Raw genomic sequence first — 22,939 nt, forward strand, 5'->3', positions numbered from 1 at the left:
CTAAGCCACCCCGGTGCCGAAGAGGAGCCCGAGCAGGTAGGTAGCCCCGGCAGCGCCCAGCCCGATGGCCAGCTGGCGCAGTCCGCGCTTCAGCGGCGAAGCGCCGGAAAGCAGGCCCACCACCGCGCCGGTCATGAGCAGGGCAAGGCCCACGAGGACACAGGAAAGAACAACGGCGGCCACACCGGTAAGCCCGAAGATATACGGCAGGACGGGGATAACGGCTCCGGAAGCAAAGAAGCAGAAGCTGGACACGGCGGCACCGAGTCCGGTTCCCACGGTTTCGTGCTCGTCGCCGGCGTCTTCCTCAGCCTCGGGATTGAGCGAAAAACTCGGGTCGCAGTCGCAGCTGTACAGTCCCATCCGTTCAGCTGCCCGGTGTTCGGCTGCTTCGGCTGTCATGCCCCGCGCCCGGTAGACCAGCACCAGTTCGTTGGCGTCGATATCCAGTGACTTGGCGGCATCCAGCGTGATCTGGGTGGGGCGGGAGGCTTCCAGCAGCTCACGCTGGGAACGCACCGACACGTATTCGCCGGCGCCCATGGACAGCGCGCCGGCCAGCAGCCCGGCCAGCCCGCTGAAGAGGATGAAACCGCTGGACACGCCGGTGGCTCCGATGCCCATCACCAGGGCCAGGTTGGATACGAGGCCGTCATTGGCTCCGAATACGGCTGCCCGGAAATTGCCGGAGAGCCGGGTCCGTCCGCGGGTGGCCAGTCCGCGGACCACTTCCTCATGGATTTGCTCATCCGCCGCCATGGCGCTGGTGGCATGGGGATCCTGTGCGTAGGGGGAGCGGCCTTCGGCGCGCTGGGCCAGGGCCAGTACAAAGACCGATCCGAAGCGCCGGGCCAGGAATGCCAGCATCCGGTTGCGCAGGGTTGCCCTGACTTCGCGGTGGCTGTCTTCTCCCAGCAGTTCGCGCCAGTGGGCCTCATGGCGGCCTTCGGCTTCGGCGAGGGCCAGCAGGATGTCGCGTTCTTCGCCCTCACGGCGTTCGGCCAGATAGCGGTAGGTGTCTGCCTCGGCGCGTTCATCCGCCAGATACTGCCGCCACCGCTTAAGGTCGGACGACGACGGCGGCTCGGAACCTGAGAAGCGCTCGTCTGCGGGGTGGGTGTTCACAATGCTCCTGGTGCGGGGACCGGAGCGGTTTTCGGGAGGCTCCGGTCAGTTGGTAGTCAAACTGACCGAAGGTCTCGCTCGCCCGTGCGTTGAACACTGCGGGTGGAATGCCGGGCCGCACAACGGCGGCCAGTATGTCGACAGACCTCGGCTGCCCGCACATCCGGCGCATGAAACGCGATCGCTGCTGCGTGCGTTTATTACCATGGATGATGCGGGAGGGCCGGAGCTACTCCCCTTCGACCTATCAGTGTAGCCGAGAATGACCAGCAATCAGAGGAAGGCAGGATGCAGTCAGTGGGAGACGTTTTTGGCACCGGACCGGGCGGGCCACGGCAGGATGCCCTCCGCCCAGCGGCTAAAGTCGGAGACGTGAGTACTTCTACGCTTTCAGCCCCGGCAGACTTCCCGCGGCCCTGGACCCGCCACTACAGCGCCGGAGTCCCCGTGGACCTGCGTCTGCCGGAGGGATCCCTGGTGGACATGGTGGACGAATCAATCCGGAAGTACGGGTCGAAACCGGCCCTTGAATTCTTCGGTGCAACCACCACCTATCAAGCCCTCGGCGAACAGATCCGCCGGGCAGCCAACGGCCTGAAGAAGCTCGGCGTGAAGCAGGGCGACCGGGTTGCCCTGGTGCTGCCGAACTGCTCCCAGCACATCGTGGCGTTCTACGCGATCCTGCGGCTGGGCGCCGTCGTCGTGGAGCACAACCCGCTGTACACCGACCGGGAGCTGCGCCACCAGTTCGAGGACCACGGCGCCACGGTAGCCGTGGCGTGGGACCAGGCAGTGGACCGGCTGCAGGCGCTTCCGGAGGACGTTCCGCTGCGCACCATCATCTCAGTGAACCTCATCGACAGCATGCCGCTGAAAAACCGGCTGGCCCTGAAACTTCCGGTGCCCGCCGCACGCAAGGCCCGCAGTGCCCTGACTGTCTCCAAGCCTCCGGCCGCGGGGCCGCGCCGCGTGGTCGTGTGGAAGAAACTGCTGGATAACAGGCCGCTGCCCCGGCGCCATCCCCGCCCCGCGGCGTCGGACCTGGCCGCCATCCAATACACCAGCGGCACCACGTCCAGCCCCAAGGGTGCCATGCTCAGCCACGCCAACCTGATGGCCAACGCGGCGCAGGGGAGAGCCTGGGTGCCCGGGCTGCGTCCGGGCAAGGAGACGTTCTACGCCGTCCTGCCCATGTTCCACGCCTACGGGCTGACGCTGTGCCTCACCACGGCCATGAGCCTCGGTGCGAAGCTGGTCCTGTTCCCCAAATTTGACGTGGACCTGGTGCTGAAGGCCGTGAAGAAGTCGCCTCCCACCTTCCTGCCTGCGGTTCCTCCGATTTATGACCGCATTGCGGCCGGGGCCAAGGAGCAGGGCATATCGCTGAAGGGCCTGCGTTACGCGATTTCCGGTGCCATGAACCTGCCGGCGTCCACCGTCAAGGTGTGGGAAGAGGCCACCGGAGGCCACCTGATCGAAGGGTACGGCCTGACCGAGACCTCGCCGGTGGCGGTTGGCAACCCGATGGGACCCACCCGGAAGTCCGGGACAGTGGGTGTGCCGTTCCCGCTGACCGATATCCGCGTTGTGGACCCGGAAAATCCGGACATCGACCGCCCGCAGGGTGAGCCGGGGGAACTGCTGGTCCGCGGGCCCCAGGTCTTCCAGGGGTACTGGAACAAGCCGGCGGAAACGAGCGCTGCACTGCTGGACGGGGGCTGGTTCCGGACCGGCGATATCGTAACCGTGGATGAAGACCATTTCGTCACCATCCGCGACCGGATCAAGGAACTGATCATCACCGGCGGCTTCAATGTTTCTCCCACCGAGGTGGAGGAAGCCCTGATGCGCCATGACAGCATTGCCGACGCCGCCGTCGTCGGCATTGGCCGGGCCAGCGGGGGTGAGGACGTGGTGGCGGCAGTGGTCCTGAAGGAAGACGCGCATTTCAACCCTGAAGGCCTCCGCGAGTACGTCCGCAGTGAACTCGCCGCCTACAAGGTGCCCCGCCGGATCGTGCAAATCCCGGATCTGCCGCGCTCGCTGATCGGGAAGGTGATGCGCCGGCATGTCCGGGACAGCCTGACCGGTCCGGACATCGCCGAGCCAGGCGCGGGAAGCAATGCCCCGGACACCCCAAACTCTGCCGAAAACGGCAGCACAACAGAAAACAGCTAGAGCAACTCTTCACCCGGTTTCGCAGACAGGAAGATCAGATATGCCCAGAACACCGTCCCCCCTCAAGCGCGGACCGGCTCGGGATACTCCCAACGGGTATTGGAACGGCGCCCTTGGCCATGCCGGCCAGCGTTCCGCCCAGATCCTGCTGGTTCTGCTCCTGGTGGGCGTGGCAGTTTACGGGCTGCTGCAGATCACCCTGGTGGTCATCCCCGTGTTGCTGGCCCTGATCCTGGCCGCAGCAATCGCTCCGTTCGTGAACTGGCTTCGGCACAAGGGCTGGCCAAGCGCCCTGGCCACCGGGGTGTCCTTCCTACTCCTGCTTGCGGTTTTCGGCGGGCTCATCACGGGCATCGTCTTTGCCATCCGCAGTGAGTGGAGCTCGCTCGTGGACCAGGCAGTGGATGGCTTCAACCAGCTCTATGAACTGATCCAGGACAGCCCCATCCCGCATGACGCCGCCACCATCGAAAACGCGCGTGACACTGCGATCAGTTTCGCCACCAGTTCCACCGTGGGCAACGGTGCGCTGGCCGGCATCGGTGTGGCCACCAACTTTGTCACCGGCTTCCTGCTGATGGCCGTGGTCCTGTTCTACTTCCTCAAGGACGGGGACAAGATCTGGGCCTTCGTTCTTCGTTGGTTCCACGGTGAACGGCTGCAAAAGGCGCGCCTGTCCGGAACCCGTGCCATGGAAGTGCTGGGCGGATATGTGCGCGGAACCGCCATTGTGGCCGCCGTCGACTCGATCTGCATCGGTGCGGCCCTGTTCATCCTGCAGGTGCCGTTGGCCCTTCCGCTGTCCGTGATCGTGTTTGTTGGGTCCTTCATCCCGCTGGTGGGTGCCACGGCGGCGGGCGTGCTCGCGGCCCTGATCGCCCTGGTGGCCAACGGTCCGATCGTGGCACTGATCGTGGTCATCGTGATCATTCTGGTCAACCAGCTGGAAGGCAACTTCCTGCAGCCGGTGGTGATGGGCCGGACCCTGAGCATCCACGCCCTCGTCATCCTGCTGGCCCTGACCGCCGGAACCATCCTTGCCGGCATTGTCGGCGCCATCCTCTCGGTTCCGATCGCGGCCGTCACCTGGGCGATCATCAAGGTGTGGACCGGAGAAGACGAGGGTGATCCCGAGGAAGAGGACGACGCGGATTCGGACTCGGACGAGGTCGAAGCTGCCGGGGTCCCGGAACGCAGCTAGGTTGCAGAGTACGGAACCGGAGAAGGGAACTCTGCGGGTTTGCGGCAGGGACACGAAGTGAGAGGACGTTTGCCGTCATGAAGGCCCTGCCCGTAGAGCCCTCCAACGCCCCGGTGGCCATCGGGCCGAAGATCCGCCTCGCGCGGCAGGCCCGGCGAATGACCATTGAGCAGGTGGCCGGGGCGACCGGCCTGACGAAGGGCTTCCTGAGCCGCGTGGAGCGGGACCTCACTTCCCCGTCGGTAGCCTCGCTGCTGACCCTGTGCCAGGTGCTGTCGATCTCCATTGGAGACCTTTTCTCCGCTCCGGCCAGGGAGCTGACGCGCTGGAATGACGCACCGTCGGTGCAGCTTGGCGGCACCGGCATCACCGAGCGGCTGGTAACGTCCCGGGCGGAACGCCGGGTCCAGGTCATCCGGGCCGTCATTGCACCCCACGGGTCCGGGGAAACCGAGCTGTACTCGGTGGACTGCGATGTAGAGGTGGTCCATGTGTCCCGCGGAAGCTTTGTCCTGCTGTTCGCCGGGGAGACAATGGAGCTGTCCGAGGGAGACACCGTGACGTTCCCCGGGCAGGAGCCGCACTCCTGGCACAACCCCTCGGACGAGGAAGCTGTGGTCCTGTGGACGCTGGTTAGCCCGGCGGCCAGCTGACGAAAGCCGGCCGCCGGTTCCCGGGCTCCGCCGGGACGGTTAAACCTCTGCCGGGGCGGGCTTGAGTGCTGCCGCGGGCGTGGTGAGCCGGTTCAGGTAATCCACTGCCGCGGTGGTGTCGATGCCCTGGGAACGGAAGCCGATGTGCCCGTCGGGCCGCACCACCAGGAGTTCCGGGCGGCGGACACTCAAACCAAGCCGTTCGAACGCCAGTCCGGTGACGTCCTGGACCTCATTGGGGTTTGCGGCTGCCAGCCGGCTGCCCACGTTCAGGCGCCGGACGCTGACCCACGGGGAGAGCCGTTCCAAGGCGTTGTGCAGCCGCAGCTGGGCGTCTGCCGGCCAGCCCGGACCGCACAGAAGGACATGGAAGCCGGGGGCGGAGAGGACGTCGTGCAGGCGCAGTTCGCGCCCGTGGTCCAGCACCACGGCGTCCGGAAGCCGGTCGCCGGCTTTGGGCCCGGCAGTGAGGAACGCCGGCAGACGGGTAGAGCCGGTGTCCACCACGTCGCTGCCGCGGTACTGCGTGTCCACCTGGGAGACCGTACGGAAGAGGCGGTTGCGCAGGGCTTTGGAGCCCGAAGCTTTCGGTGCAAGGGCGGGAAGGATCTTGGTCCGGGGAAGCTTCAGCAGACCGTTCTTGCTGGAAGCCAGCCGGAAAATACGGTCCGTAAACTGCAGGACGCTCTGGTCCACGGGCCGCCGTTCGGCGTCATAGCTGTCCACCAGGTCGTCCGAAGCCAGCCCGCGTGCACCCAGGGCCAGCTTCCACCCGAGGTTCAGGGCGTCCTGGATTCCGGTGTTCAGGCCCTGGGCCGCCACGGGGGAGTGAACATGAGCTGCATCGCCGGCCAGGAAGACCGAGCCGTCCTGGAAGTATTCGGCCATCTGGTGGGAGAGCTTGAAGGTACTGATCCACTTGGCATCGGAAAGCGTCACCGTGCCGCCGGTGAACCGGTCGGCGATGGACTGCAGGGAGTCCAGGGTTGCCTCGGCGGTGTCTGCCTTATCCTTCATGTTGATCAGCCGCCAGGTGGCGGGGCTGCCCAGCGGAAACAGCAGCATGAAGCCGTCCTCATTGAGGTAGGAATGCACAATGCCCGGTTCCACGCCGTCGGCTTCCAGGTCTGCCAGCACGAAGGTTCCGGGGTAGACCCCGCCGCGCCAGTCCATGCCGGCCTTGGCGCGGACGGTGCTCTGCGCGCCGTCAGCACCCACCACGTAGCGGGCACGGACGCGTTCGATGCCACGGTCCATCCGCTGGATCTTGGCTTCCATCCCGGCAAAGGGATCGTCGGAGTCAAGGCGTTCCAAGTCGTGGAGCTCAACACCGCGCTCAACCCGGACTCCGCGTCCGGCCAGGTAAGAAAGCAAGGCGCGTTCCGTCTCCGCCTGGGAGAGGACGAGCAGATGCTGAAACTCGGAGTCTTTGATGCCGGCGTCGGCCAAATCCACGGGGATGGTTTGGTCCGGAAGATGGAGGTGCAGTTCGCGTGCGGGGCGGCCGGCCGCTGCCAGCGCACTACTGATGCCGAACGGACGAAGAGCTTCCAGTGTGCGCGGCTGCAGAGCCAGCGCCCGGGAATGTTCCGACCGGTTCAAGTCGCGGTCGATGATTCGGAAACTGGTGCCAAAACTCGCCAGTTGAGCCGCGAGGGCCAGCCCTGTGGGGCCTGCGCCCACGATCAGAACATCGACGTCGTAGTTACTGTCCGCACTGTGTTGTTGAGCCGCCATAGGAACAGCCTAGTCTTGACGGGAGCTGCCGTTCCACTTTAGCCTCAGGGAAAACTATTGATGCCTCCCAGGCAACGGCGTCCGGAGGTCCGGCCGCCCGTCCCGGAGAGGCCTGCACAGGGCATGGCCGTTTCGGGCAGGTCCGGAATCGGAGCAGCCAGCATGCAGAATCCGCCGCGGATCACCGCCAACGGCAATATCGGACCTGTGGATGCGGCTCGTGTGCCGCGGTACGCCGGCCCGGCCACGTATGCGCGGCTGCCGAGGCTCGACGAGGTCGATTCTGCGGATGTGGCCGTTGTCGGGGTTCCGTTCGACTCGGGGGTCTCCTTCCGGCCCGGCGCCCGCTTCGGAGCCAACCATGTCCGCGAGGCTTCACGGCTGCTGCGTCCGTACAACCCGGCGCTGGATGCCTCGCCGTTCGAGAACCTCCAGGTTGCGGACGCCGGAGACATGGCCGTCAATCCGTTCAACATCGATGAGGCCATCGAAGCCATCCAGGCCAACGCGCTCGGCCTGACCGAATCCGGAACCAAGCTCCTGACCCTGGGCGGGGACCACACTATTGCCCTGCCCCTGCTGCGCGCCGCCGCCGAACGCGCCGGGCAGCCCGTTGCCCTGCTGCACTTTGACGCGCATCTGGATACCTGGGACAGCTACTTTGGCGCGGAATACACCCACGGCACCCCTTTCCGCCGGGCGGTGGAGGAAGGGATCCTCGACACTGAGGCCATTTCGCACGTGGGCACCCGCGGACCGCTCTACGGCAAGCGGGATCTTGAGGACGACCGGCGGTTTGGCTTTGGCATTGTGACCTCCTCCGATGTCTTCCGGCAGGGGGTGGACGAAGTGATCGCCAAACTCCGGGACCGCATCGGAACCCGGCCGCTCTACGTTTCCGTTGACATCGACGTTTTGGACCCGGCCCATGCGCCCGGAACCGGCACTCCTGAAGCCGGCGGCATGACCAGCCGCGAACTGCTGGAAATCCTGCGCGGGCTGCGGGGCCTGAATCTGGTGGGTGCCGACGTCGTCGAGGTGGCCCCGGCGTATGACCACGCCGACATTACCGCGGTGGCCGCTTCCCATGTCGCCTATGACCTGATCACGCTGATGGGACTTTCGGAATGAGCGCACTGGCAGAAGAGGGCGGCCTGGAAGAAGACGGCAGGGACCGGGGCCTCCGCGAACAGGCCCCTGTGCGCAACGGCGGTGACCTTGTGGTGGAAACCCTGGCTGCCCTGGGCGCCACCACCGTATTCGGCATTCCCGGCCAGCACGCTCTGGGGCTCTTCGACGCCCTCTCCCGCTCAGAGCTTCGGTTTGTCTCCTCGCGGGTGGAGAACAACTCAGCCTTTGCCGCTGACGGCTTCTCCCGGGCCACGGGACAGGTGGGCGTTGTCTTCCTATCCACCGGACCGGGGGCCCTCACGGCGCTCGCCGGGCTGCAGGAGGCCTACGCCACCGGCGTGCCGATGGTGGTGGTGGCCAGCCAGATACCCATCGAGGGACTTGGCGCCCGCCGCCGCGGCATGCTGCACCAGCTCGATGACCAAAAGGCGTCGGCAGCCAACGTCACCAAAAGCCAGCGCCTCATCCAGCACGCCTCAGGCATCCCCTCGGCCATCCAGGATGCCTGGACGGAATCCATTTCCTCACCCATGGGTCCGGTGTGGCTGGAAATCCCGCAAAACGTCCTGTTGAACCCGGTGATGGTTCCTGCCGTCGAGGATGCGCTGGCCGAACCGTTCGACAATCCGCCGCGGACCGAATTGGTCAAGGAAGCGGTCCGGTGGCTTTCCGGAGCGCAGCGTCCGGCCATCATTGCCGGCGGCGGCACCCGCCGGGGAGGTGCTGAAGCGGACCTGTTGTCCCTGGCTGAGATGCTGCGGGCACCGGTGATCTGCACGCCCGGGGGAAACGGTGCTTTTCCCTGGAACCATGAGCTGTCCCTGCAGTCGTGGATCGAGGACCGCCACACCACCGATGTCCTTGAAGAGGCCGACGTCCTGCTGGTGATCGGCTCCTCCCTGGGTGAGGTCACGTCCAATTACTTCACGCTCGCGCCGCGCGGCCGGATCATTCAGATTGATGCCGAGCCGCGGGTGCTCGAATCCAACCGGCCCGCTCTGGGCATCCGTGCCGACGCCGGCCAGGCCCTCGCAGCGCTGGTGGAGGCCCTCGACGTCGTTCTTCCCGGTTCGCGAGCGAAGGTTCCGGATTGGAACGGGCAGGTGCCCGAGGATCTGGTGGCCCAGACCCTGGCGAAGGTCTCCGCCCGCCTGGATGGCCAGGACTTGGCGACGGAGCGGAAATTCATGGCCGACATCCGCGCCGCAGTTCCTGATTCCATGCAGACCTATTGGGACATGACCATCTCCGCGTACTGGGCCTGGAGTTGTTGGGACGCCAGATCCGGACAGTTCCATTCCGCCCAGGGTGCCGGCGGCCTGGGGTACGGCTACCCGGGAGCGATCGGGGGTGCCGTTGGGCTGGGGGAGCGCGTCCTCGCCGTCTCCGGGGACGGCTCGGCCATGTACTCCATCGCCGAACTCGCCACCGCCCGCCAGCACAACCTGCCCGTGACCTGGCTGATTGTCGACGACGGCGGTTACGGCATCCTGCGCGAATACATGGTGGACGCCTTCGGCAAGGCCACCGCCACCGAGCTTGCCGGTCCGGACTTCGTGAAACTGGCCGAGTCCTTTGGCGTCCCGGCCCTCAGGACCGCGCCCGACGGCGTGGGGGCGGCACTGGCTGAATCCCTCGCCGCCGAAGGACCCAATGTGGTGGTGGTCGAAGCGACTCTCGGCCTCTTCTCCCCAACGCACCTGGCGGTCTAAGCGGTCCGGAGCGGTCCGCGGTGGAGGGTTGTGAGCGGCTTCCGGCGTGGAGCAAGGAATATGCGAGCAGGGAATATTTAGCGCCGGTAAACCGCTGACTCCGGCGAGCCCGCCTGGGCATCCCTGCCGAAAAACTTCAGCGTGAAGCAACTCCTGCCATTATTTCGTTGACTAAGGCAATTACTTCTCGTACCGTTGCCTGAGGCAAACAACATTATTCAGACAGGTGTTTTGTGGCAGTCAACCAGCAGTCGGCCGAAGAACTCATCAGCTTGGTCTTCAAGCTCCAGCGCCAGCTGCGTTGCCTCTCGCAGAAGAGTGCGGATCCACGGGGGCCCGGCACTGCTCTGCAGGGAGTAATGCGGATGATCGGCGATGCCGGCGAGATCCGGGCCACCGAACTGGCCGAGAAGCTGGGCATCGGGGCGGCAGGACTGAGCCGGCACATCACCGAATTGGTGGAGATGGGCTACGTCTTCCGGCGGCCCCATCCGGATGACGGGCGGGCGTACCTGATGAGCCTTACCCCGGTGGGAACCCGGGTGGTAGCTGACGAGATGCGCCGCCGCGCAGCCCTGCTCCAGGACATGCTCGGAGACTGGACAGGCGAAGAAGCACGTTCGGCCAGCGAATCGCTGGCCAAGCTCACAGAATCACTACACACAGCAATCCGCGCAATGAAGCCGGGTACCCAACAGATGCCCATCCCGGCAGGAGAGACAGCGAAGTGACAGAGTCGCAAAGAACCACAACCAGTCCCGGCCAGGACGCCACGGCGTCCGCATCCGGCATCGACCCCAAGAACCCCAACCAACCCAACAACCCCAAGGCCGCCAAGGGCCGCCGGAGCGCCAAGCCTGCCCGGCAGAACCATGTTCCCGGCGAAATGAGCCACCGTCAGATCCTCCAGGCCCTGACCGGCCTGCTCGCGGCATTGTTCACCGCCATGCTGAGCACCACCATTGTGGCGAACGCCCTGCCCACCATCATGGCGGACCTGCACGGCACGCAGACGGACTTCGCCTGGGTGGTCACGGCGGCGCTGCTGGCCAACGCCGTCTCCACCCCCATCTGGGGCAAGCTCGCCGACCTGTTCAGCAAGAAATTGCTGGTCCAGCTGAGCATCATCGTCTTCGTCATCGGCTCCGTGGTTGCCGGCCTGGCGGATAACATGCCCGTCCTGCTCACCGCCCGTGTCATCCAGGGCATCGGCATGGGTGGCCTGACCGCGCTCGTACAGGCCGTCATCGGATCGATCATCCCGCCGCGCGAGCGAGGCCGGTATTCCGGCTACATGGGTGCGGTCATGGCTGTTGCCACGGCCGGCGGCCCGCTGCTGGGCGGTTTCATCGTGGACAGCCCGCTGGGCTGGCGCTGGACCTTCTTCCTCTGCGTGCCGCTGGCCGTAGTGGCACTGTTCCTGCTTCAGGTCACGCTCCGCCTGCCGCACACCCGCCGCAAGGTCAGCATCGACTGGCTCGGTTCGCTCCTGCTGACCGCCGGTGTCTCCCTGCTGCTGATCTGGGTTTCGTTCGCAGGCAAGGCCGACTACTACGAGTGGATGTCCTGGCAGACCGCCGCCATGGTGGGCGGCGCCGTCGTTCTCCTGGCCCTGCTGGTCCTCGTGGAGTCCAAGGTCCGCGAACCCATCATCCCGCTGCAGATCATCCGCCAGCGCACCACGGCCCTGGCCATTGTGGCCTCCGTGTCCGTGGGAATCGCGATGTTCGGCTCCACCACCTTCCTGGGCCAGTACTTCCAGATTGCCCGCGGCTTCAGCCCCACCGAAGCCGGCCTGCTGATGCTTCCGATGATCGCCGGCAACCTGGCCGGTTCCGTGGGCTCCGGGCAGCTGATCAGCCGCTTCGGCAAGTGGAAGCGGTTCCTGATTGCCGGAACGATCATGGTTATCGCCGGGACAGGGCTGGCAGGAACCGTGGACCACGAAACCGACATGGTCCTGGTCAGCCTGTACATCTTCGTCCTCGGCCTGGGCATGGGCCTGCTCATGCAGAACCTCGTCCTGGCGGTGCAGAACACCGTCCGGGTTTCCGAGGTGGGCTCTGCCAGCGCTTCGATTGCGTTCTTCCGCACCGTTGGCGGTGCCATCGGTGTCTCGGTTCTGGGCGCCGTCATGTCCAGCTCCGTGAGCAGCCGGGCTGCCGACGGCCTGCGCGCCGCCAACATTCCGGTGTCCGACGGCGGTGCCGGCGACTCGCTCGACATTGGCAGCCTGCCGCCCGCCATCCAGGGCATCTTCCGCGCCGCATACGGTGACGCCACTGCCACGATCTTCCAGATCGCTGCAGTCATCTCCGTGGTGGCATTCATTGCCGTGCTTTTCATCAAGGAGCAGATCCTGCGCCGCACGCTCGACATCAAGCCGACCGCCACGACGTCGGTTGAGCCGGGGATGAACGGCGGCTCCGACGTGGTGAACTCCGGAGCCATGTCCACCGTTCCGGGCACTGCCCAGGACAACGGAACCTCCCAGGACAACGGAACCGCCGCAGAAGCCGCGGAAACCGTGCAAGGCAGCGGCGCCGCAAGGCGATAACCCTCCGGCCGACGGCAGTGGCCGGCCGGAGGTCGCGGGCTCAGCAGTGACAGGTCCTGCACCTTCAGGTCCGGTCCCCTCAGGGGCCGGGCCTGATCGCGTTAAGCTGCGGCTGTGCAATGACCTGTGTCAGCCACAAGCTGCACCGCCGGCCTATTGCATGGTGAACCGGCGGGCTACCAGGTTGCCGGCCGACGGGGACCGGAGGATCCGGGCAACCCCCGCATTGCGGCCCGCCAAAATCCTCGGAGCCAGCGGCCTGCCCAGCGCCATGTTCAGCTGGGCCTGCAGGGAGGCCACAAGCGCAGCCCGGCGACGGTCCCGGCTGTAGGCTTCCAGCTTCGATCCAACATCCTGTCCCTGCAGGGAGGCGGTGATGATCGGGGCGAGTGCCTCGGCATCCAGCCAGCCGAGATTCATGCCCTGGCCGCCGATGGGACTTACCTCGTGGGCGGCGTCACCGATGAGTACGGTGCGGCCCCGGACCAGCCGGCGCGCCAGCCCTGTGCGCACCGAAAAAGAGCTGAGCATGGTGTTGGTTTCCGGATCCGGATGCATTCCGGTGCGCTCACGGACCAGGCGGGCCAGGTCCATCGCTGTGGCCGACCCCATCAGCTGGTCGGTGTGGGCAACCCATCGCCGGATGCCGCCGGGCAGGGGGAAGCTCTCCACGATGCCGCCGGACTCGAGGTACAGCACGCCCACGGCGTCGTCCCCGGTAGTGTCCGCAAAGTCTCCCATCAGATAGGTGTCCGGGAGCGTACGGGTCCGGCACTGTGTTCCCACCAGCTGGCGCAGGCCGGAGCGGGCGCCGTCGGCCGCCACTGCGATCCGTGCCGACAGGGCAAAAGTTTCCCCTCGGCCCTCCGGGTCACCGGCAGGACCGGTGCCCGCTGCGCCGGTGCCGAGCAGCAGAACCCGGCCGTCGTCGTCGTGCAGTCCGCTGACTCTCACCCCGCGCACCAGTGCCCCGGAATCCAGTTCGCGCAGGCGGGCCTCCAGGATGGCCTCGGTGCGCAGCTGGGGAAGGGTTAGAACGTAGGGAAACCGCTTCGAAACCGCGGAAAAATCCACTTCCGCCACACGCCGGCCGCCGCTGCGGGCCTCGCCTCGGCGGATCTGGACGCCTTCGCCGCTCATCATTTCGGCAACCCCGGCAGCAGCCAGCGCGTCCAGCGCCGGGGGATGGATGCCGATGGCGCGTGAATGCGCCGAGCGCTCCGCCCGCTGCTCCAAGACCTGCACGCGCACACCCTCCTGAGCCAACAGCACAGCCAAGAACATGCCCACGGGTCCGCCGCCCACCACTGCCACATCGGAAACAGGTCGGGGAACGGCGGCGGACCGGAGCTGGGCAGCGGGCTGCAACGGCGGCGTCACGGCTGCTTCCCGGCGGGCGAATACAGCAGCAGGTTCTGCCACGGCCGGTGCTGGACGCAGTCCCACCCCGCCGGGGCGGCGGCGGCCAGTTCGGAGGCGGTGTAGCTGCGGCGGATGGAGGTCAGTCCGTCCTGCCGGATGAAGCTGCCGGGGAAAAACGGCAGGGTTCCGGCCGAGAAGAGGGCATAACCCCAGCGGTTGCGCTCAATATCGCTGTGCAGGACCAGCCGGGTGGCCAGCTGTTCCGAGTCGGCGAGCAGGGAACTGAACTGCTCATCGGTGAGGTGGTGCAGGACATGGTTGGAAATAACGACGTCGTAGGTCCTGCCTTCGGCGACCAGCTCGCTGCTGAACGCGCGGCGGAAACTCAGCCCCGGCACGTCCCGGCGCGAAGAGGCGAAGCCATGCGCCCGTTCATCCGGGTCGATTCCGGTGATCTCCAGGCGCAGGCCGTCCCGCCGTGCCCAGCGTGCCAGCATCCGAGGAACGTCGCCGCCGCCGGAACCGATGTCCAGCAGCGTGTTGGTCCGCCCGGTCTCGAACCGGGGACGCAGGTACCGGACATAATTGCGCCGCCAGCCGGAGACCACTGAGTTGATCAGCCAGAACTGGGCATAGGTGCGCTGCAGCTTCGCCGGGTCGCAGTCGGAACGGTCCATTTCCTCCACTGCGCGGACATCCCGTTCCGTAAGGGACCGCAGGCGCGGCGGGGTGAGCCGCCGCGCCAGCGGCCCCTGGGTGAGGTGGCCCGCAGAAGTTCCGGTGCTCACACGCCTGCCGGAGCCGGGACGGCGGCCGGGTCCGTAGCTGCTGCCGGCAGCTGCTCTGCCGTGGAGTCGCCTGTTGCGGGCTCAACGGGACCTCCCACACGGGTGAAGAGTCCCGTTTCGACCGTCAGCCCGGGACCGAAGGCCATGGAGCAGATGCGCTCGTTGCCCCCGCGGAACGGCTGGTCCAGGATGTGCTTGAGAACGAACAGCACCGTGGCACTGGACATGTTGCCCCAGTTGCGCAGGGTTTCGCGGGCCGGAACCAGCTGCTCCTCGGTGAGGTCGAGCTTGGCCTCCACCTTGTCCAGAATGCTCCGGCCGCCGGGGTGGATGGCCCAATGCTCAATGTCGCGGTAAGCCTGCCCGGTGAGGCTGGGGTCCTTGGCAAGCAGCGGTTCCAGCGCGCCGACAATGTGATCGTCAATGATGTGCGGCACGTACGTTCCCAGCACCATCTCAAAGCCCTCGTCACCGATGTTCCACGCCATCGATTCCTCGCCCACCGGAGTCAGGATGGTCTCGAAGTGGTCCAGCTGGATTCCGGGGGCGTTGCCGGGCAGGTCCCGGGCGGTAATAACGGCCGCAGCAGCACCGTCAGCAAAGAGCGAGGAGCCCATGATGGTGTCCGGGTCATTGGAGGTCCGCACATGCAGGGAGCACAGCTCGGCGCTGACTATCAGGACCACGGCATCGGGGTCCGCTTCGCAGAAGGACTTGGCTGCCCGCATTGCCGGGAAGGCCGCATAACAGCCCATGAAACCCAGATGGAACCGCTGCACCGACGGGTTCAGGCCAAGCGCCCGGACCACCTTGTAATCGGGTCCCGGATTGAAGAAACCCGTGCAGGAAACGGTAATGACGTGGGTGATGTCTCGGGGGGTGATGCCCTGGCAGGCATCAACTGCCTTTTGGGCGGATTCAATGAAAAGTTTGGTGGCCTCGGTGGCAAAGATGTCATTCCGGGTTTTTGTGCTGGGACTGAGCATGTTGCCCGTTTCAACATCAAAGAATTGCGGGTGTTCGGACCGGCTGGAGAGTGAAAGCTCGGTCAGGGCCGTGCGGCGGGTATCGATGGCAGCTGAGTTGAAGCAGGTATTGACCAGCCTTTGTCCCAGCCTGGTAAGGCCGGGCTGGGCGGCAAAGACGTCTCGTGCCTCGGTTTGTACCAGCACGGTGGGCGGGACAGCAATTTCCAGTGATCTGAGGGTAACCGTCATAGTCCATTCTTAGGGGAATGTTCTGCGGGACACAATGGTGCGGTCCGCTGCAACTTCCCGCGGGGAAGCGCGGCCGGGACCCGGGACGCCACCGCACTTGGATCGATTTCCGGAGCGGCACGGTGTTTATGGGGATTGAGGAGACTGCGTTATGCGTCCATACTCAATGAAACATTGCAGCCCGGCCGCCGGGAGGCGGCGGGAAATGTCAACGGAGACATGTCAGGAGCACCCCATGAGTACGAAAATTCCACGGCAGGGCGGGTCCCCGGCGGGCGGCCGCAGGGAGCGCGCGCCGGAGGGGCTGAAGAAGGTTGTGGTGGCCTCCATGGCCGGCACGGTGGTGGAGTGGTACGAATTCTTCCTCTATGCGGCGGCGTCGACGCTGGTTTTTGCCAAGCTCTTCTTCCCCAATGCCGAAACGGAACTGGACGGCATCATTGCAGCCTTCGTGACCTATGCCGTCGGCTTTGTGGCCCGGCCCATCGGCGGCATTGTGTTTGGTCACTTCGGCGATAAATTCGGGCGGAAGAAGCTGTTGCAGCTGAGCATCATCTTGGTGGGCGTGTCCACCTTCCTGATGGGATGCCTGCCAGGCTTCGACCAGGTGGGCTACTGGGCTCCCGCCATGCTGGTGGCGCTGCGGTTCATCCAGGGCTTTGCCGTTGGCGGTGAATGGGGCGGCGCCGTGCTGCTGGTGGCGGAGCACAGCCCCAACAAATCCCGCGGGTTCTGGTCCAGCTGGCCCCAGTCCGCCGTGCCCATGGGCAACCTGCTCGCCACTGGTGTGCTGTTCCTGCTCTCCGCGACGCTTTCTTCGGACGCCTTCCTGGGGTGGGGCTGGCGCGTGGCTTTCTGGCTCTCGGCGGTGATCGTACTGGTGGGCTACTACATCAGAACCAAGGTCAGCGATGCCCCGATCTTCCTGGAAGCGCAGAAGGAGGTCGAGGAGGAAGCCAAAGGATACGGCGTAATCGAGGTCTTCAAGCGCTACCCGCGCGGGGTCTTCACCGCCATGGGGCTGCGTTTCGCCGAGAACATCCTCTATTACCTGGTGGTGACGTTCTCCATCACCTATCTGAAGCTGGTGGTGGAGGTGGATACCTCCCGGATTCTCCTGCTGCTGCTCGTGGCGCACTTCATTCACTTTTGCGCAGTACCTGTGGTGGGGAAGCTGTCCGACCGGCTCGGCCGGCGTCCTGTCTATCTCGCCGGGGCAGTATTGGGTGCCACGTGGGGCTTCTTTGCGTTCCCCATGATGGATACGGCAGATGACCTGGTGATCTTGGGGGCCGTCACCATCGGCCTGTTGTTCCACGCCCTGATGTACGCGGGGCAGCCCGCCATTATGGCCGAAATGTTCCCCACCCGGATGCGTTATTCAGGTGTTTCACTGGGGTACCAGGTGACATCGATCGTTGCAGGTTCGCTGGCCCCCATCATCGCCACCTCGTTGCTGGAGAAATACGACTCGTCCACTCCGGTGGCCGTCTACCTGCTCTGTGCCTGTGCGGTCACCGCCTTCTCCGTGCTGATGCTGCGGGAGACCAACGGCATCTCCCTGCAGGACGTGGATGCCGCCGATGCCCGGGGCACCGCGGATCTCCTGGCAGCATCCCGGACCGCAGCCGCGAAAAAATCCCCGGCCAAGGGGACAGCTGCCAAGTCCGGCCGCCGCAAGTGACCGGACCCGGCGGAATTCTGCTCTTGAACACCCAACACCCGGGTGACATTCTGATTTCCGCGCCTGCAGGATGCAGGCGCCCACAAGCAAAGGAGCTGTGAATCATGGCTGCAGTCGGATGGATTGGACTGGGAAACATGGGCGGCTACATGTCCGCCAACATGGTGAAGGCCGGGCACACCGTGCGCGGTTACGATCTGAATCCCGCAGCGGTGGCGGCGGCCGCCGATCACGGTGTGCAAACCGTGGACAGCATCGCCGAAGCGGTGGAAGGAGCCGACGTCATCTTCAGCATGCTGCCCAAAGGCGAGCATTCACGCTCGGTCTACCTGGGGCCGGACGGAGTCCTGGCGCACGCAGACACCCGGACGCTGCTGGTGGACTCCTCCACCATCGACATTGAGTCGGCACAGGCACTGCACGACGCCGCCGCTGCCGCCGGCTTCCGCTTTGTGGACGCTCCGGTCTCAGGCGGAATGAGCGGTGCCGAGGCCGGAACGCTGACGTTCATGGTGGGAGGTGAACCTGGTGCGGTGCAGGAAGCCGGCGCATTTCTTGGGCCGATGGCCGGCAACGTGATTCCCACCGGAGGAGCCACCACGGGCCAGGCGGCGAAAATCTGCAACAACCTGATGCTGTTCATCAACCTTGCGGCCACCTCCGAAGGGGCCGTGCTGGCCGACCGGCTCGGTCTGGACAAGCAGGTGTTCTGGGATATCGCGTCAGTATCTTCCGGCGACAGCTGGGCACTGCGCACATGGTACCCCGTACCCGGAGTGGTGGAATCAGCAGCTTCCAACAACGATTTCGCCCCGACCTTCACCACAGAGCTCGCCAACAAGGACATCAACCTGGCCATCGCCGCCGCCCGGGCCACGGGGACGCCGCTGGAGATCGGTGAGCATGTGCAGCAGCTCTTCCAGCGACTGGTGGACGCGGGACAGGCTGGAAAGGACTGCTCCATGATTGTCTCGCTGGTGGACGGGAGCCTGGCGGAAAAGACCGGAACCGGCGGAGCGGGGGCAGAGCTGTCAGCCGGCGGACGCAGCTAGGAGGAGACAGCTAGGAGGAGGCGGCGGAGGGAAGCCGGTACGGGGGCCGCTGGGCGGAATACCACTGCCGGCACAAAAGGAACATCAGGACCAGCTCAACCACTCCGCCGCCGTAGTACAGGATCAGTGCTCCTGCCTCTCCGTTCGCCCGGTCCACTCCTGCCGGCGGATCGGCGTAGAGCGACTTGGCCAGGATGTTGTGGGCCGCTGCCGAAAGAACCAGCACCACGGCACGCAGCCGCAATCGGGCGCGGTGCGGCATGGGGTCCCGGCCCACGAGGGCAGCGGTGTACAGGTACCCGGCAGCCGCCAGGTGGAAGGTCACCAGCCAATGGACCGGCATTGATTCCTGCATGGCGGTAAACACGCCGGTCCGGAACATCACCACCATCCCGCCGACGTTGAGGACGGCGGCAGTTACCGGGAAGGTCAGGAACCGCAGCGGCCGGCTGCGCAGAACACGGGAGAGCCGGCGGGCGGGAACAACATCCAATGTGCGCAGTGCAAGTGACACCGGGCGGGACAGCACCAAAAGCAACGGTCCCAGCATCCCGGCCAGGAGGTGGGTGAAGCTTAGGGCGGCAAAATCCATGTGGCTGCGGGCTGCCAGCGGATCCAGGACCGTGGCAAGAACCGCGGCCACTCCGGCCGTAAACAGTACGGCGCGGTGCAGCGGCCAGTTCCGGGAACGGGCTGACACAGTGCCTGCCCAATACGCGGCAACGGCTGCGGCGGCCGGTATCAGGAACAGCAGTTCAACGCTGAATCCGCCTGACTGGTGATGGTCCACCGCTAGGCCCGGGGAGCGCCGGCGCGGGCTGGCGCCGCATCCCGGGTCCGGTAGAGCAGGACGGCACCGGCAAGAATCATCACCGCCGCAGTCAGATTCCAGATCAGGTCGTAGGGCAGCAGCGGAACGTTGTAGCGGATCTGGTGCAGTTCCAGAAGCTTGTGATGGACAGTCCCGTCATACAGCTGAAAACCTCCGGTCCCCACCAGGACCGCCCCTGCCCAGCGTGCGGGCAGAAGGATGGCACGGCGGCGCAGGTCTGCGAAAAGGAAGAGTCCGGCCACCACGGCGAACCAGCCGAAGGCGTGAAACAGCCCGTCGGAGACCAGCCCGGCGGCGAGGGTGGATTTGTCATAGAAATGGTGCCAATGCAGGAGCTGGTGAAAGACCACTTCATCCACAAACGCCGCCACCCCGATTCCCACCAATACTCCGGAGAGGACGTTGCGGCGGGTTGGACGGACCGGAGCTTTGGCGGGCGTGCTCATCCAGAGAAGATAACACCGGCTCACCGGCGGGCGCACCCCGGCCGGGCGGGCCCGCCCCCGCCCGCGGGCAACCAGCCGCTGGCATTTGCGGGCAGGCATGCACCACGATGGTGCCCATGTGGATAGGAATCATTGAGTTTGATCTGTTGTTGGGAGACGTGCACTCGCTCAAGGGCAAACGTTCAGTCATCCGCCCGATTCTGGCCGAGCTGCGGAGAAAATATGAGGTATCGGTCGCCGAAACCGGTGAGCCGGACCTGCACCGGCGTGCGGGCATCGGGGTGGGGTTGGTGACTGCGGACAGTGCCCATGCGGTGGAGGTCCTCGACGCCGTCGAACGCCTGGTGGCCGGACGGCCGGAAATCGAACTGCTCAGTGCCCGACGGCGGCTGTTCAGCTCCGAGGACTGGTAACCGGAGAGCGCATCCCGTTATGCACCACGCCCATCCTGATACTGGGTTTCACTTAGCATCCGGGTTAGGGTGCACAAACAGCGGTACAACGAAGTTTCGCGGTGTGCTGACACGTTTCACGACTGAGAACCTAGGGAGATAGCAATGGCGCAATCCGTACCAGCGAGGAAATTCACGGCACAGGACACGACGGTGGATCTGTTGATCATCGGCTCAGGTACCGGAATGGCTGCGGGTTTGGCGGCCGCAGAACAGGGCTCCTCGGTTCTGATCGTGGAAAAGACCGCCACAGTGGGCGGGTCCACGGCCCGTTCCGGTGGAGCATTCTGGATTCCCAACAACCCGGTCCTCAATGCCGCCGGAGCAACTGACACACCCGCTCGGGCCACAGCGTATGTCGACGCCGTCGTCGCCGGCACTTCCTCCGCAGAACGTTGGCAGGCCTTCCTGGACAACGGAACCGCCACGGTGGAAATGCTGCAGCGCACCACGCCCATGAAATTCATGTGGGATGAAGAGTATTCGGATTACCATCCGGAGCAGCCGGGCGGATCCGCTGCGGGCCGCAGCTGTGAGTGCAAGCCTTTCGACGCAAATGTCCTCGGTGAGGAACGCGGCCGGCTTCGCGGCGGCACCATGGAGTCATCTTTGCCGATGGCCATCACCGGCAAGGATTACCGTGCGCTCAACCTGATCTCCAAAGCACCGGTCCAGGGGTTTAGCACCGCAGTCACCCGGATCTTCCAGGGAGTTGGCGGCCTGGCATTGAAGCGGGACTACGTGGCCGGCGGTCAGGCGCTCGCCGCCGGGTTGTACGCCGGAGTGCTGGCAGCCGGCATTCCCGTCTGGACCGAAACCTCCCTGGTGCGGCTCGTCACCGAAGATGGCCGGGTGACGGGAGCGGTGCTGCAGCAGGACAGCCGCGAGGTTACGGTGACCGCACGGCAGGGCGTGGTCCTCGCAGCTGGCGGATTTGATCATGACATGGCCATGCGCCACAAGCATCAGTCGGAAATGCTGGAAAACTGGAGTTTCGGCAGTGAAGGAAACACCGGTGACGCCATTAAGGCTGCTGTTTCTGTCGGTGCCGGCACGGCACTGATGGACCAGTCCTGGTGGTTCCCGGCCGTTGCCCCTGTGCCCGGCGGATCGCCGATGGTCATGCTCGCGGAGCGCTCCCTGCCCGGATCCTTCATTGTGGACGGCAGCGGATCCCGTTTTGTGAACGAGGCCCAGGACTACATGTCCTTTGGCCAGCGCGTGCTGGAACGTGAACGCCAGGGCAACCCGGTGGGCACCATGTGGATGGTGTTCGACCAGGAATACCGGAACAGCTACATCCTCGCCGGGAGCCTGTTTCCCCGGATGTCGCTGCCGGAGAAGTGGTATGAGGAAGGCATTGCGGCCAAGGCCGACAGCCTGGGTGAGCTGGCACGGAAAATCGGCGTGCCGGAGGAAGCTTTTGCGGCAACAGCCGCCCGCTTCAATGAACTGGCCGGAGCCGGTGTCGATGAGGACTTCCACCGCGGATCGAGCGCTTACGACCGGTACTACGGCGATCCCACGGTTCGGCCCAACCCCAACCTGCGTCCCCTTTCCGGCAAGGTGTTCTACGCCGTCAAGGTTGTTCTCAGCGACCTGGGTACGTGCGGCGGTCTCACCGCTGATGCGCGCGGACGAGTCCTGACCGAAGACGGCTCAGCCGTTGACGGCCTGTATGCCATCGGAAACACCGCTGCCAACGTTTTCGGCAAGAGCTATCCGGGTGCGGGGGCAACCATCGGCCAGGGGCTGGTCTACGGCTACATTGTGGCCCGGGATGCTGCGGAGCGTTCGGCCGGAGCTGCGGAAGGGAACCGGGAGGGAGCGGGAGCAACACCGGCGGCGGGCTAACCTTCCGCAGGGGGCTTGTCCCTCCTCTCGATAGTCGATAGATTTGTACTGACAATCAATCGGTGTTCATCAATCGACGAGGGGAAACGTCATGAGCAGGTTAACGATCCTGGCGCTGCGCGTTGTCCTGGCGGCAGTACTTGCCGGCACGCTGTTTGTGCAGACCGTCATGGTGCCCCTGCTGGCCACTGACCTGACGCAAGCGGGCCCGGGCGCAGACGCCGTCCGGGTTCCCGTCGTCGTCATCATTGTCCTGGGCCTCATCGCGGTGCAGGTCATCCTGGTCTGCGTCTGGTGCCTGTTGACCATGGTGCGCAGGGGAACAGTGTTTTCTCCGGCCGCCTTCCGCTATGTGGACGGGGTGATCGGTGCCGTCAGTGCGGGTTCCCTGCTCCTGTTCGGACTGGGAGCTGTGCTTGCTCCGGGAGAGGGCGTGGCGCCCGGCGTCGTCCTGCTCATCGGCGGAGCGGGGCTGGCCGTCGCCGGAGGAGCATTGATCGTCCTGGTGCTGCGGATGCTGCTGGCCCGTGCTGTCGCCACGGATGTGGAGGCAACTCAGTTGCGCAGCGAACTCGGGGAGGTGATCTGATGCCCATCATCGTGGACATCGACGTCATGGTGGCCAAACGGAAAATTCCGGTGGGTGTCCTGGCAGAGCGCATCGGAATCACCCCCGCCAACCTCGCCGTCCTGAAGAACGGCCGGGCCAAGGCCGTGCGCTTCACCACGCTGGCCGCCCTGTGCGAAGTGCTGGACTGCCAGCCCGGTGACCTGCTGCGGTGGGAGCCGGACGAGGAGACACCGGTTGATGAGCTTGCCGCGCCCCGGCCCGTGAACCGGCAATAGTTGACTGATCCTGCGGCCCGTAGGGAACAATTGGGCGGGTGAGTCTTCCTTCGGTACACCCCAAGAACCCGGCAGCTTCCTCCCCAACCCGTCCCGCCCGGCAGGAGGGCGG

General features: G+C 65.3%; 20 protein-coding genes. 13 read left to right on the forward strand and 7 right to left on the reverse strand.

Annotated features, from left to right (window positions below; genetic code table 11):
* The gene (locus AC4D2W_RS14935; RefSeq protein WP_490927705.1) at window positions 1-1,125 is read right to left on the reverse strand and encodes a VIT1/CCC1 transporter family protein; all 1,125 of its coding nucleotides are present in this window, start codon (window positions 1,123-1,125) and stop codon (window positions 1-3) included.
* A 288-nt stretch (window positions 1,126-1,413) separates the two neighbouring features.
* On the opposite strand from AC4D2W_RS14935, the gene AC4D2W_RS14940 reads away from it, so the two are divergent.
* The 3 genes from AC4D2W_RS14940 (at window position 1,414) to AC4D2W_RS14950 (ending at window position 5,157) form a co-directional block, all read left to right on the forward strand.
* Complete coding sequence (locus AC4D2W_RS14940; RefSeq protein WP_490927706.1) at window positions 1,414-3,303, forward strand: long-chain-fatty-acid--CoA ligase; 1,890 nt, start codon at window positions 1,414-1,416, stop codon at window positions 3,301-3,303.
* A gap of 40 nt (window positions 3,304-3,343) precedes the next feature.
* Window positions 3,344-4,504: an AI-2E family transporter gene (locus tag AC4D2W_RS14945; RefSeq protein WP_490927707.1), complete on the forward strand. Its 1,161-nt coding sequence runs from the start codon at window positions 3,344-3,346 to the stop codon at window positions 4,502-4,504.
* Between the two features lie 77 nt (window positions 4,505-4,581).
* Window positions 4,582-5,157: a helix-turn-helix domain-containing protein gene (locus tag AC4D2W_RS14950; protein ID WP_490927708.1), complete on the forward strand. Its 576-nt coding sequence runs from the start codon at window positions 4,582-4,584 to the stop codon at window positions 5,155-5,157.
* A gap of 39 nt (window positions 5,158-5,196) precedes the next feature.
* On the opposite strand, the gene AC4D2W_RS14955 is transcribed toward AC4D2W_RS14950, so the two are convergent.
* Window positions 5,197-6,894, reverse strand: a complete 1,698-nt coding sequence (locus AC4D2W_RS14955) for an FAD-dependent monooxygenase (protein WP_490927709.1) — start codon at window positions 6,892-6,894, stop codon at window positions 5,197-5,199.
* A 162-nt stretch (window positions 6,895-7,056) separates the two neighbouring features.
* On the opposite strand from AC4D2W_RS14955, the gene speB reads away from it, so the two are divergent.
* The 4 genes from speB to AC4D2W_RS14975 all read left to right on the forward strand — a co-directional run bounded on the left by speB (window position 7,057) and on the right by AC4D2W_RS14975 (window position 12,294).
* Window positions 7,057-8,025: an agmatinase gene (speB, locus tag AC4D2W_RS14960; protein WP_490927710.1), complete on the forward strand. Its 969-nt coding sequence runs from the start codon at window positions 7,057-7,059 to the stop codon at window positions 8,023-8,025.
* On the forward strand, window positions 8,022-9,737 hold the full coding sequence (locus AC4D2W_RS14965) for a thiamine pyrophosphate-binding protein (RefSeq protein ID WP_490927711.1): 1,716 nt from the start codon (window positions 8,022-8,024) through the stop codon (window positions 9,735-9,737). The genes speB and AC4D2W_RS14965 overlap by 4 nt, the downstream gene beginning before the upstream one ends.
* Window positions 9,738-9,970: 233 nt before the next feature.
* On the forward strand, window positions 9,971-10,468 hold the full coding sequence (locus tag AC4D2W_RS14970) for a MarR family winged helix-turn-helix transcriptional regulator (protein ID WP_490927712.1): 498 nt from the start codon (window positions 9,971-9,973) through the stop codon (window positions 10,466-10,468).
* Window positions 10,465-12,294 carry an MDR family MFS transporter gene (locus AC4D2W_RS14975; protein WP_490927713.1) on the forward strand — a complete coding sequence of 610 codons (1,830 nt, stop codon included), beginning with the start codon at window positions 10,465-10,467 and terminating at the stop codon, window positions 12,292-12,294. Before AC4D2W_RS14970 ends, AC4D2W_RS14975 begins: the two co-directional genes overlap by 4 nt.
* Before the next feature lie 153 nt (window positions 12,295-12,447).
* On the opposite strand, the gene AC4D2W_RS14980 is transcribed toward AC4D2W_RS14975, so the two are convergent.
* Genes AC4D2W_RS14980 through AC4D2W_RS14990 form a run of 3 tightly spaced genes read right to left on the reverse strand, consistent with a single transcriptional unit; the run spans window position 12,448 to window position 15,661 of the window.
* The gene (locus AC4D2W_RS14980) at window positions 12,448-13,674 is read right to left on the reverse strand and encodes an FAD-dependent oxidoreductase (RefSeq protein ID WP_490927714.1); all 1,227 of its coding nucleotides are present in this window, start codon (window positions 13,672-13,674) and stop codon (window positions 12,448-12,450) included.
* Complete coding sequence (locus tag AC4D2W_RS14985; RefSeq protein ID WP_490927715.1) at window positions 13,671-14,444, reverse strand: class I SAM-dependent methyltransferase; 774 nt, start codon at window positions 14,442-14,444, stop codon at window positions 13,671-13,673. Before AC4D2W_RS14985 ends, AC4D2W_RS14980 begins: the two co-directional genes overlap by 4 nt.
* Entirely contained in the window at window positions 14,441-15,661 is a 1,221-nt protein-coding gene (locus AC4D2W_RS14990; RefSeq protein WP_490927716.1) for a type III polyketide synthase, read from the reverse strand. The genes AC4D2W_RS14985 and AC4D2W_RS14990 overlap by 4 nt, the downstream gene beginning before the upstream one ends.
* A gap of 235 nt (window positions 15,662-15,896) precedes the next feature.
* Between AC4D2W_RS14990 and AC4D2W_RS14995 the strand changes: the two genes are divergently transcribed.
* Window positions 15,897-17,345, forward strand: a complete 1,449-nt coding sequence (locus tag AC4D2W_RS14995) for an MFS transporter (RefSeq protein WP_490927717.1) — start codon at window positions 15,897-15,899, stop codon at window positions 17,343-17,345.
* Window positions 17,346-17,449: 104 nt separating this feature from the next.
* Window positions 17,450-18,397 carry a 3-hydroxyisobutyrate dehydrogenase gene (mmsB, locus tag AC4D2W_RS15000; RefSeq protein ID WP_490927718.1) on the forward strand — a complete coding sequence of 316 codons (948 nt, stop codon included), beginning with the start codon at window positions 17,450-17,452 and terminating at the stop codon, window positions 18,395-18,397.
* Between the two features lie 10 nt (window positions 18,398-18,407).
* Here mmsB and AC4D2W_RS15005 read toward each other — a convergent pair whose 3' ends face one another.
* Entirely contained in the window at window positions 18,408-19,187 is a 780-nt protein-coding gene (locus AC4D2W_RS15005) for a cytochrome c oxidase assembly protein (protein WP_490927719.1), read from the reverse strand.
* Between the two features lie 2 nt (window positions 19,188-19,189).
* Complete coding sequence (locus tag AC4D2W_RS15010; RefSeq protein ID WP_490927720.1) at window positions 19,190-19,675, reverse strand: DUF2243 domain-containing protein; 486 nt, start codon at window positions 19,673-19,675, stop codon at window positions 19,190-19,192.
* Between the two features lie 116 nt (window positions 19,676-19,791).
* On the opposite strand from AC4D2W_RS15010, the gene AC4D2W_RS15015 reads away from it, so the two are divergent.
* The 4 genes from AC4D2W_RS15015 (at window position 19,792) to AC4D2W_RS15030 (ending at window position 22,827) form a co-directional block, all read left to right on the forward strand.
* Window positions 19,792-20,088 (forward strand): DUF503 domain-containing protein, encoded by a 297-nt coding sequence (locus AC4D2W_RS15015; RefSeq protein ID WP_490927721.1) that lies wholly within the window; start codon window positions 19,792-19,794, stop codon window positions 20,086-20,088.
* Between the two features lie 144 nt (window positions 20,089-20,232).
* Window positions 20,233-21,981, forward strand: a complete 1,749-nt coding sequence (locus tag AC4D2W_RS15020) for a 3-ketosteroid-delta-1-dehydrogenase (RefSeq protein ID WP_490927722.1) — start codon at window positions 20,233-20,235, stop codon at window positions 21,979-21,981.
* Between the two features lie 91 nt (window positions 21,982-22,072).
* The gene (locus tag AC4D2W_RS15025) at window positions 22,073-22,570 is read left to right on the forward strand and encodes a DUF2975 domain-containing protein (protein WP_490927723.1); all 498 of its coding nucleotides are present in this window, start codon (window positions 22,073-22,075) and stop codon (window positions 22,568-22,570) included.
* Window positions 22,570-22,827 carry a helix-turn-helix domain-containing protein gene (locus tag AC4D2W_RS15030; RefSeq protein WP_490927724.1) on the forward strand — a complete coding sequence of 86 codons (258 nt, stop codon included), beginning with the start codon at window positions 22,570-22,572 and terminating at the stop codon, window positions 22,825-22,827. The genes AC4D2W_RS15025 and AC4D2W_RS15030 overlap by 1 nt, the downstream gene beginning before the upstream one ends.
* Window positions 22,828-22,939 lie beyond the last annotated feature (112 nt).

Source organism: Arthrobacter sp. TJ-58, assembly GCF_058269295.1.

Excerpts from the sequence above, each read along its gene's own strand:
- AC4D2W_RS14940 (WP_490927706.1), top strand. The coding sequence starts at position 1,414 with ATGCAGTCAGTGGGAGACGTTTTTGGCACCGGACCGGGCGGGCCACGG.
- AC4D2W_RS14945 (WP_490927707.1), top strand. The coding sequence starts at position 3,344 with ATGCCCAGAACACCGTCCCCCCTCAAGCGCGGACCGGCTCGGGATACT.
- AC4D2W_RS14950 (WP_490927708.1), top strand. The coding sequence starts at position 4,582 with ATGAAGGCCCTGCCCGTAGAGCCCTCCAACGCCCCGGTGGCCATCGGG.
- AC4D2W_RS14955 (WP_490927709.1), bottom strand. The coding sequence starts at position 6,894 with ATGGCGGCTCAACAACACAGTGCGGACAGTAACTACGACGTCGATGTT.
- speB (WP_490927710.1), top strand. The coding sequence starts at position 7,057 with ATGCAGAATCCGCCGCGGATCACCGCCAACGGCAATATCGGACCTGTG.
- AC4D2W_RS14965 (WP_490927711.1), top strand. The coding sequence starts at position 8,022 with ATGAGCGCACTGGCAGAAGAGGGCGGCCTGGAAGAAGACGGCAGGGAC.
- AC4D2W_RS14990 (WP_490927716.1), bottom strand. The coding sequence starts at position 15,661 with ATGACGGTTACCCTCAGATCACTGGAAATTGCTGTCCCGCCCACCGTG.
- AC4D2W_RS14995 (WP_490927717.1), top strand. The coding sequence starts at position 15,897 with ATGAGTACGAAAATTCCACGGCAGGGCGGGTCCCCGGCGGGCGGCCGC.
- mmsB (WP_490927718.1), top strand. The coding sequence starts at position 17,450 with ATGGCTGCAGTCGGATGGATTGGACTGGGAAACATGGGCGGCTACATG.
- AC4D2W_RS15010 (WP_490927720.1), bottom strand. The coding sequence starts at position 19,675 with ATGAGCACGCCCGCCAAAGCTCCGGTCCGTCCAACCCGCCGCAACGTC.
- AC4D2W_RS15015 (WP_490927721.1), top strand. The coding sequence starts at position 19,792 with ATGTGGATAGGAATCATTGAGTTTGATCTGTTGTTGGGAGACGTGCAC.
- AC4D2W_RS15020 (WP_490927722.1), top strand. The coding sequence starts at position 20,233 with ATGGCGCAATCCGTACCAGCGAGGAAATTCACGGCACAGGACACGACG.
- AC4D2W_RS15025 (WP_490927723.1), top strand. The coding sequence starts at position 22,073 with ATGAGCAGGTTAACGATCCTGGCGCTGCGCGTTGTCCTGGCGGCAGTA.
- AC4D2W_RS15030 (WP_490927724.1), top strand. The coding sequence starts at position 22,570 with ATGCCCATCATCGTGGACATCGACGTCATGGTGGCCAAACGGAAAATT.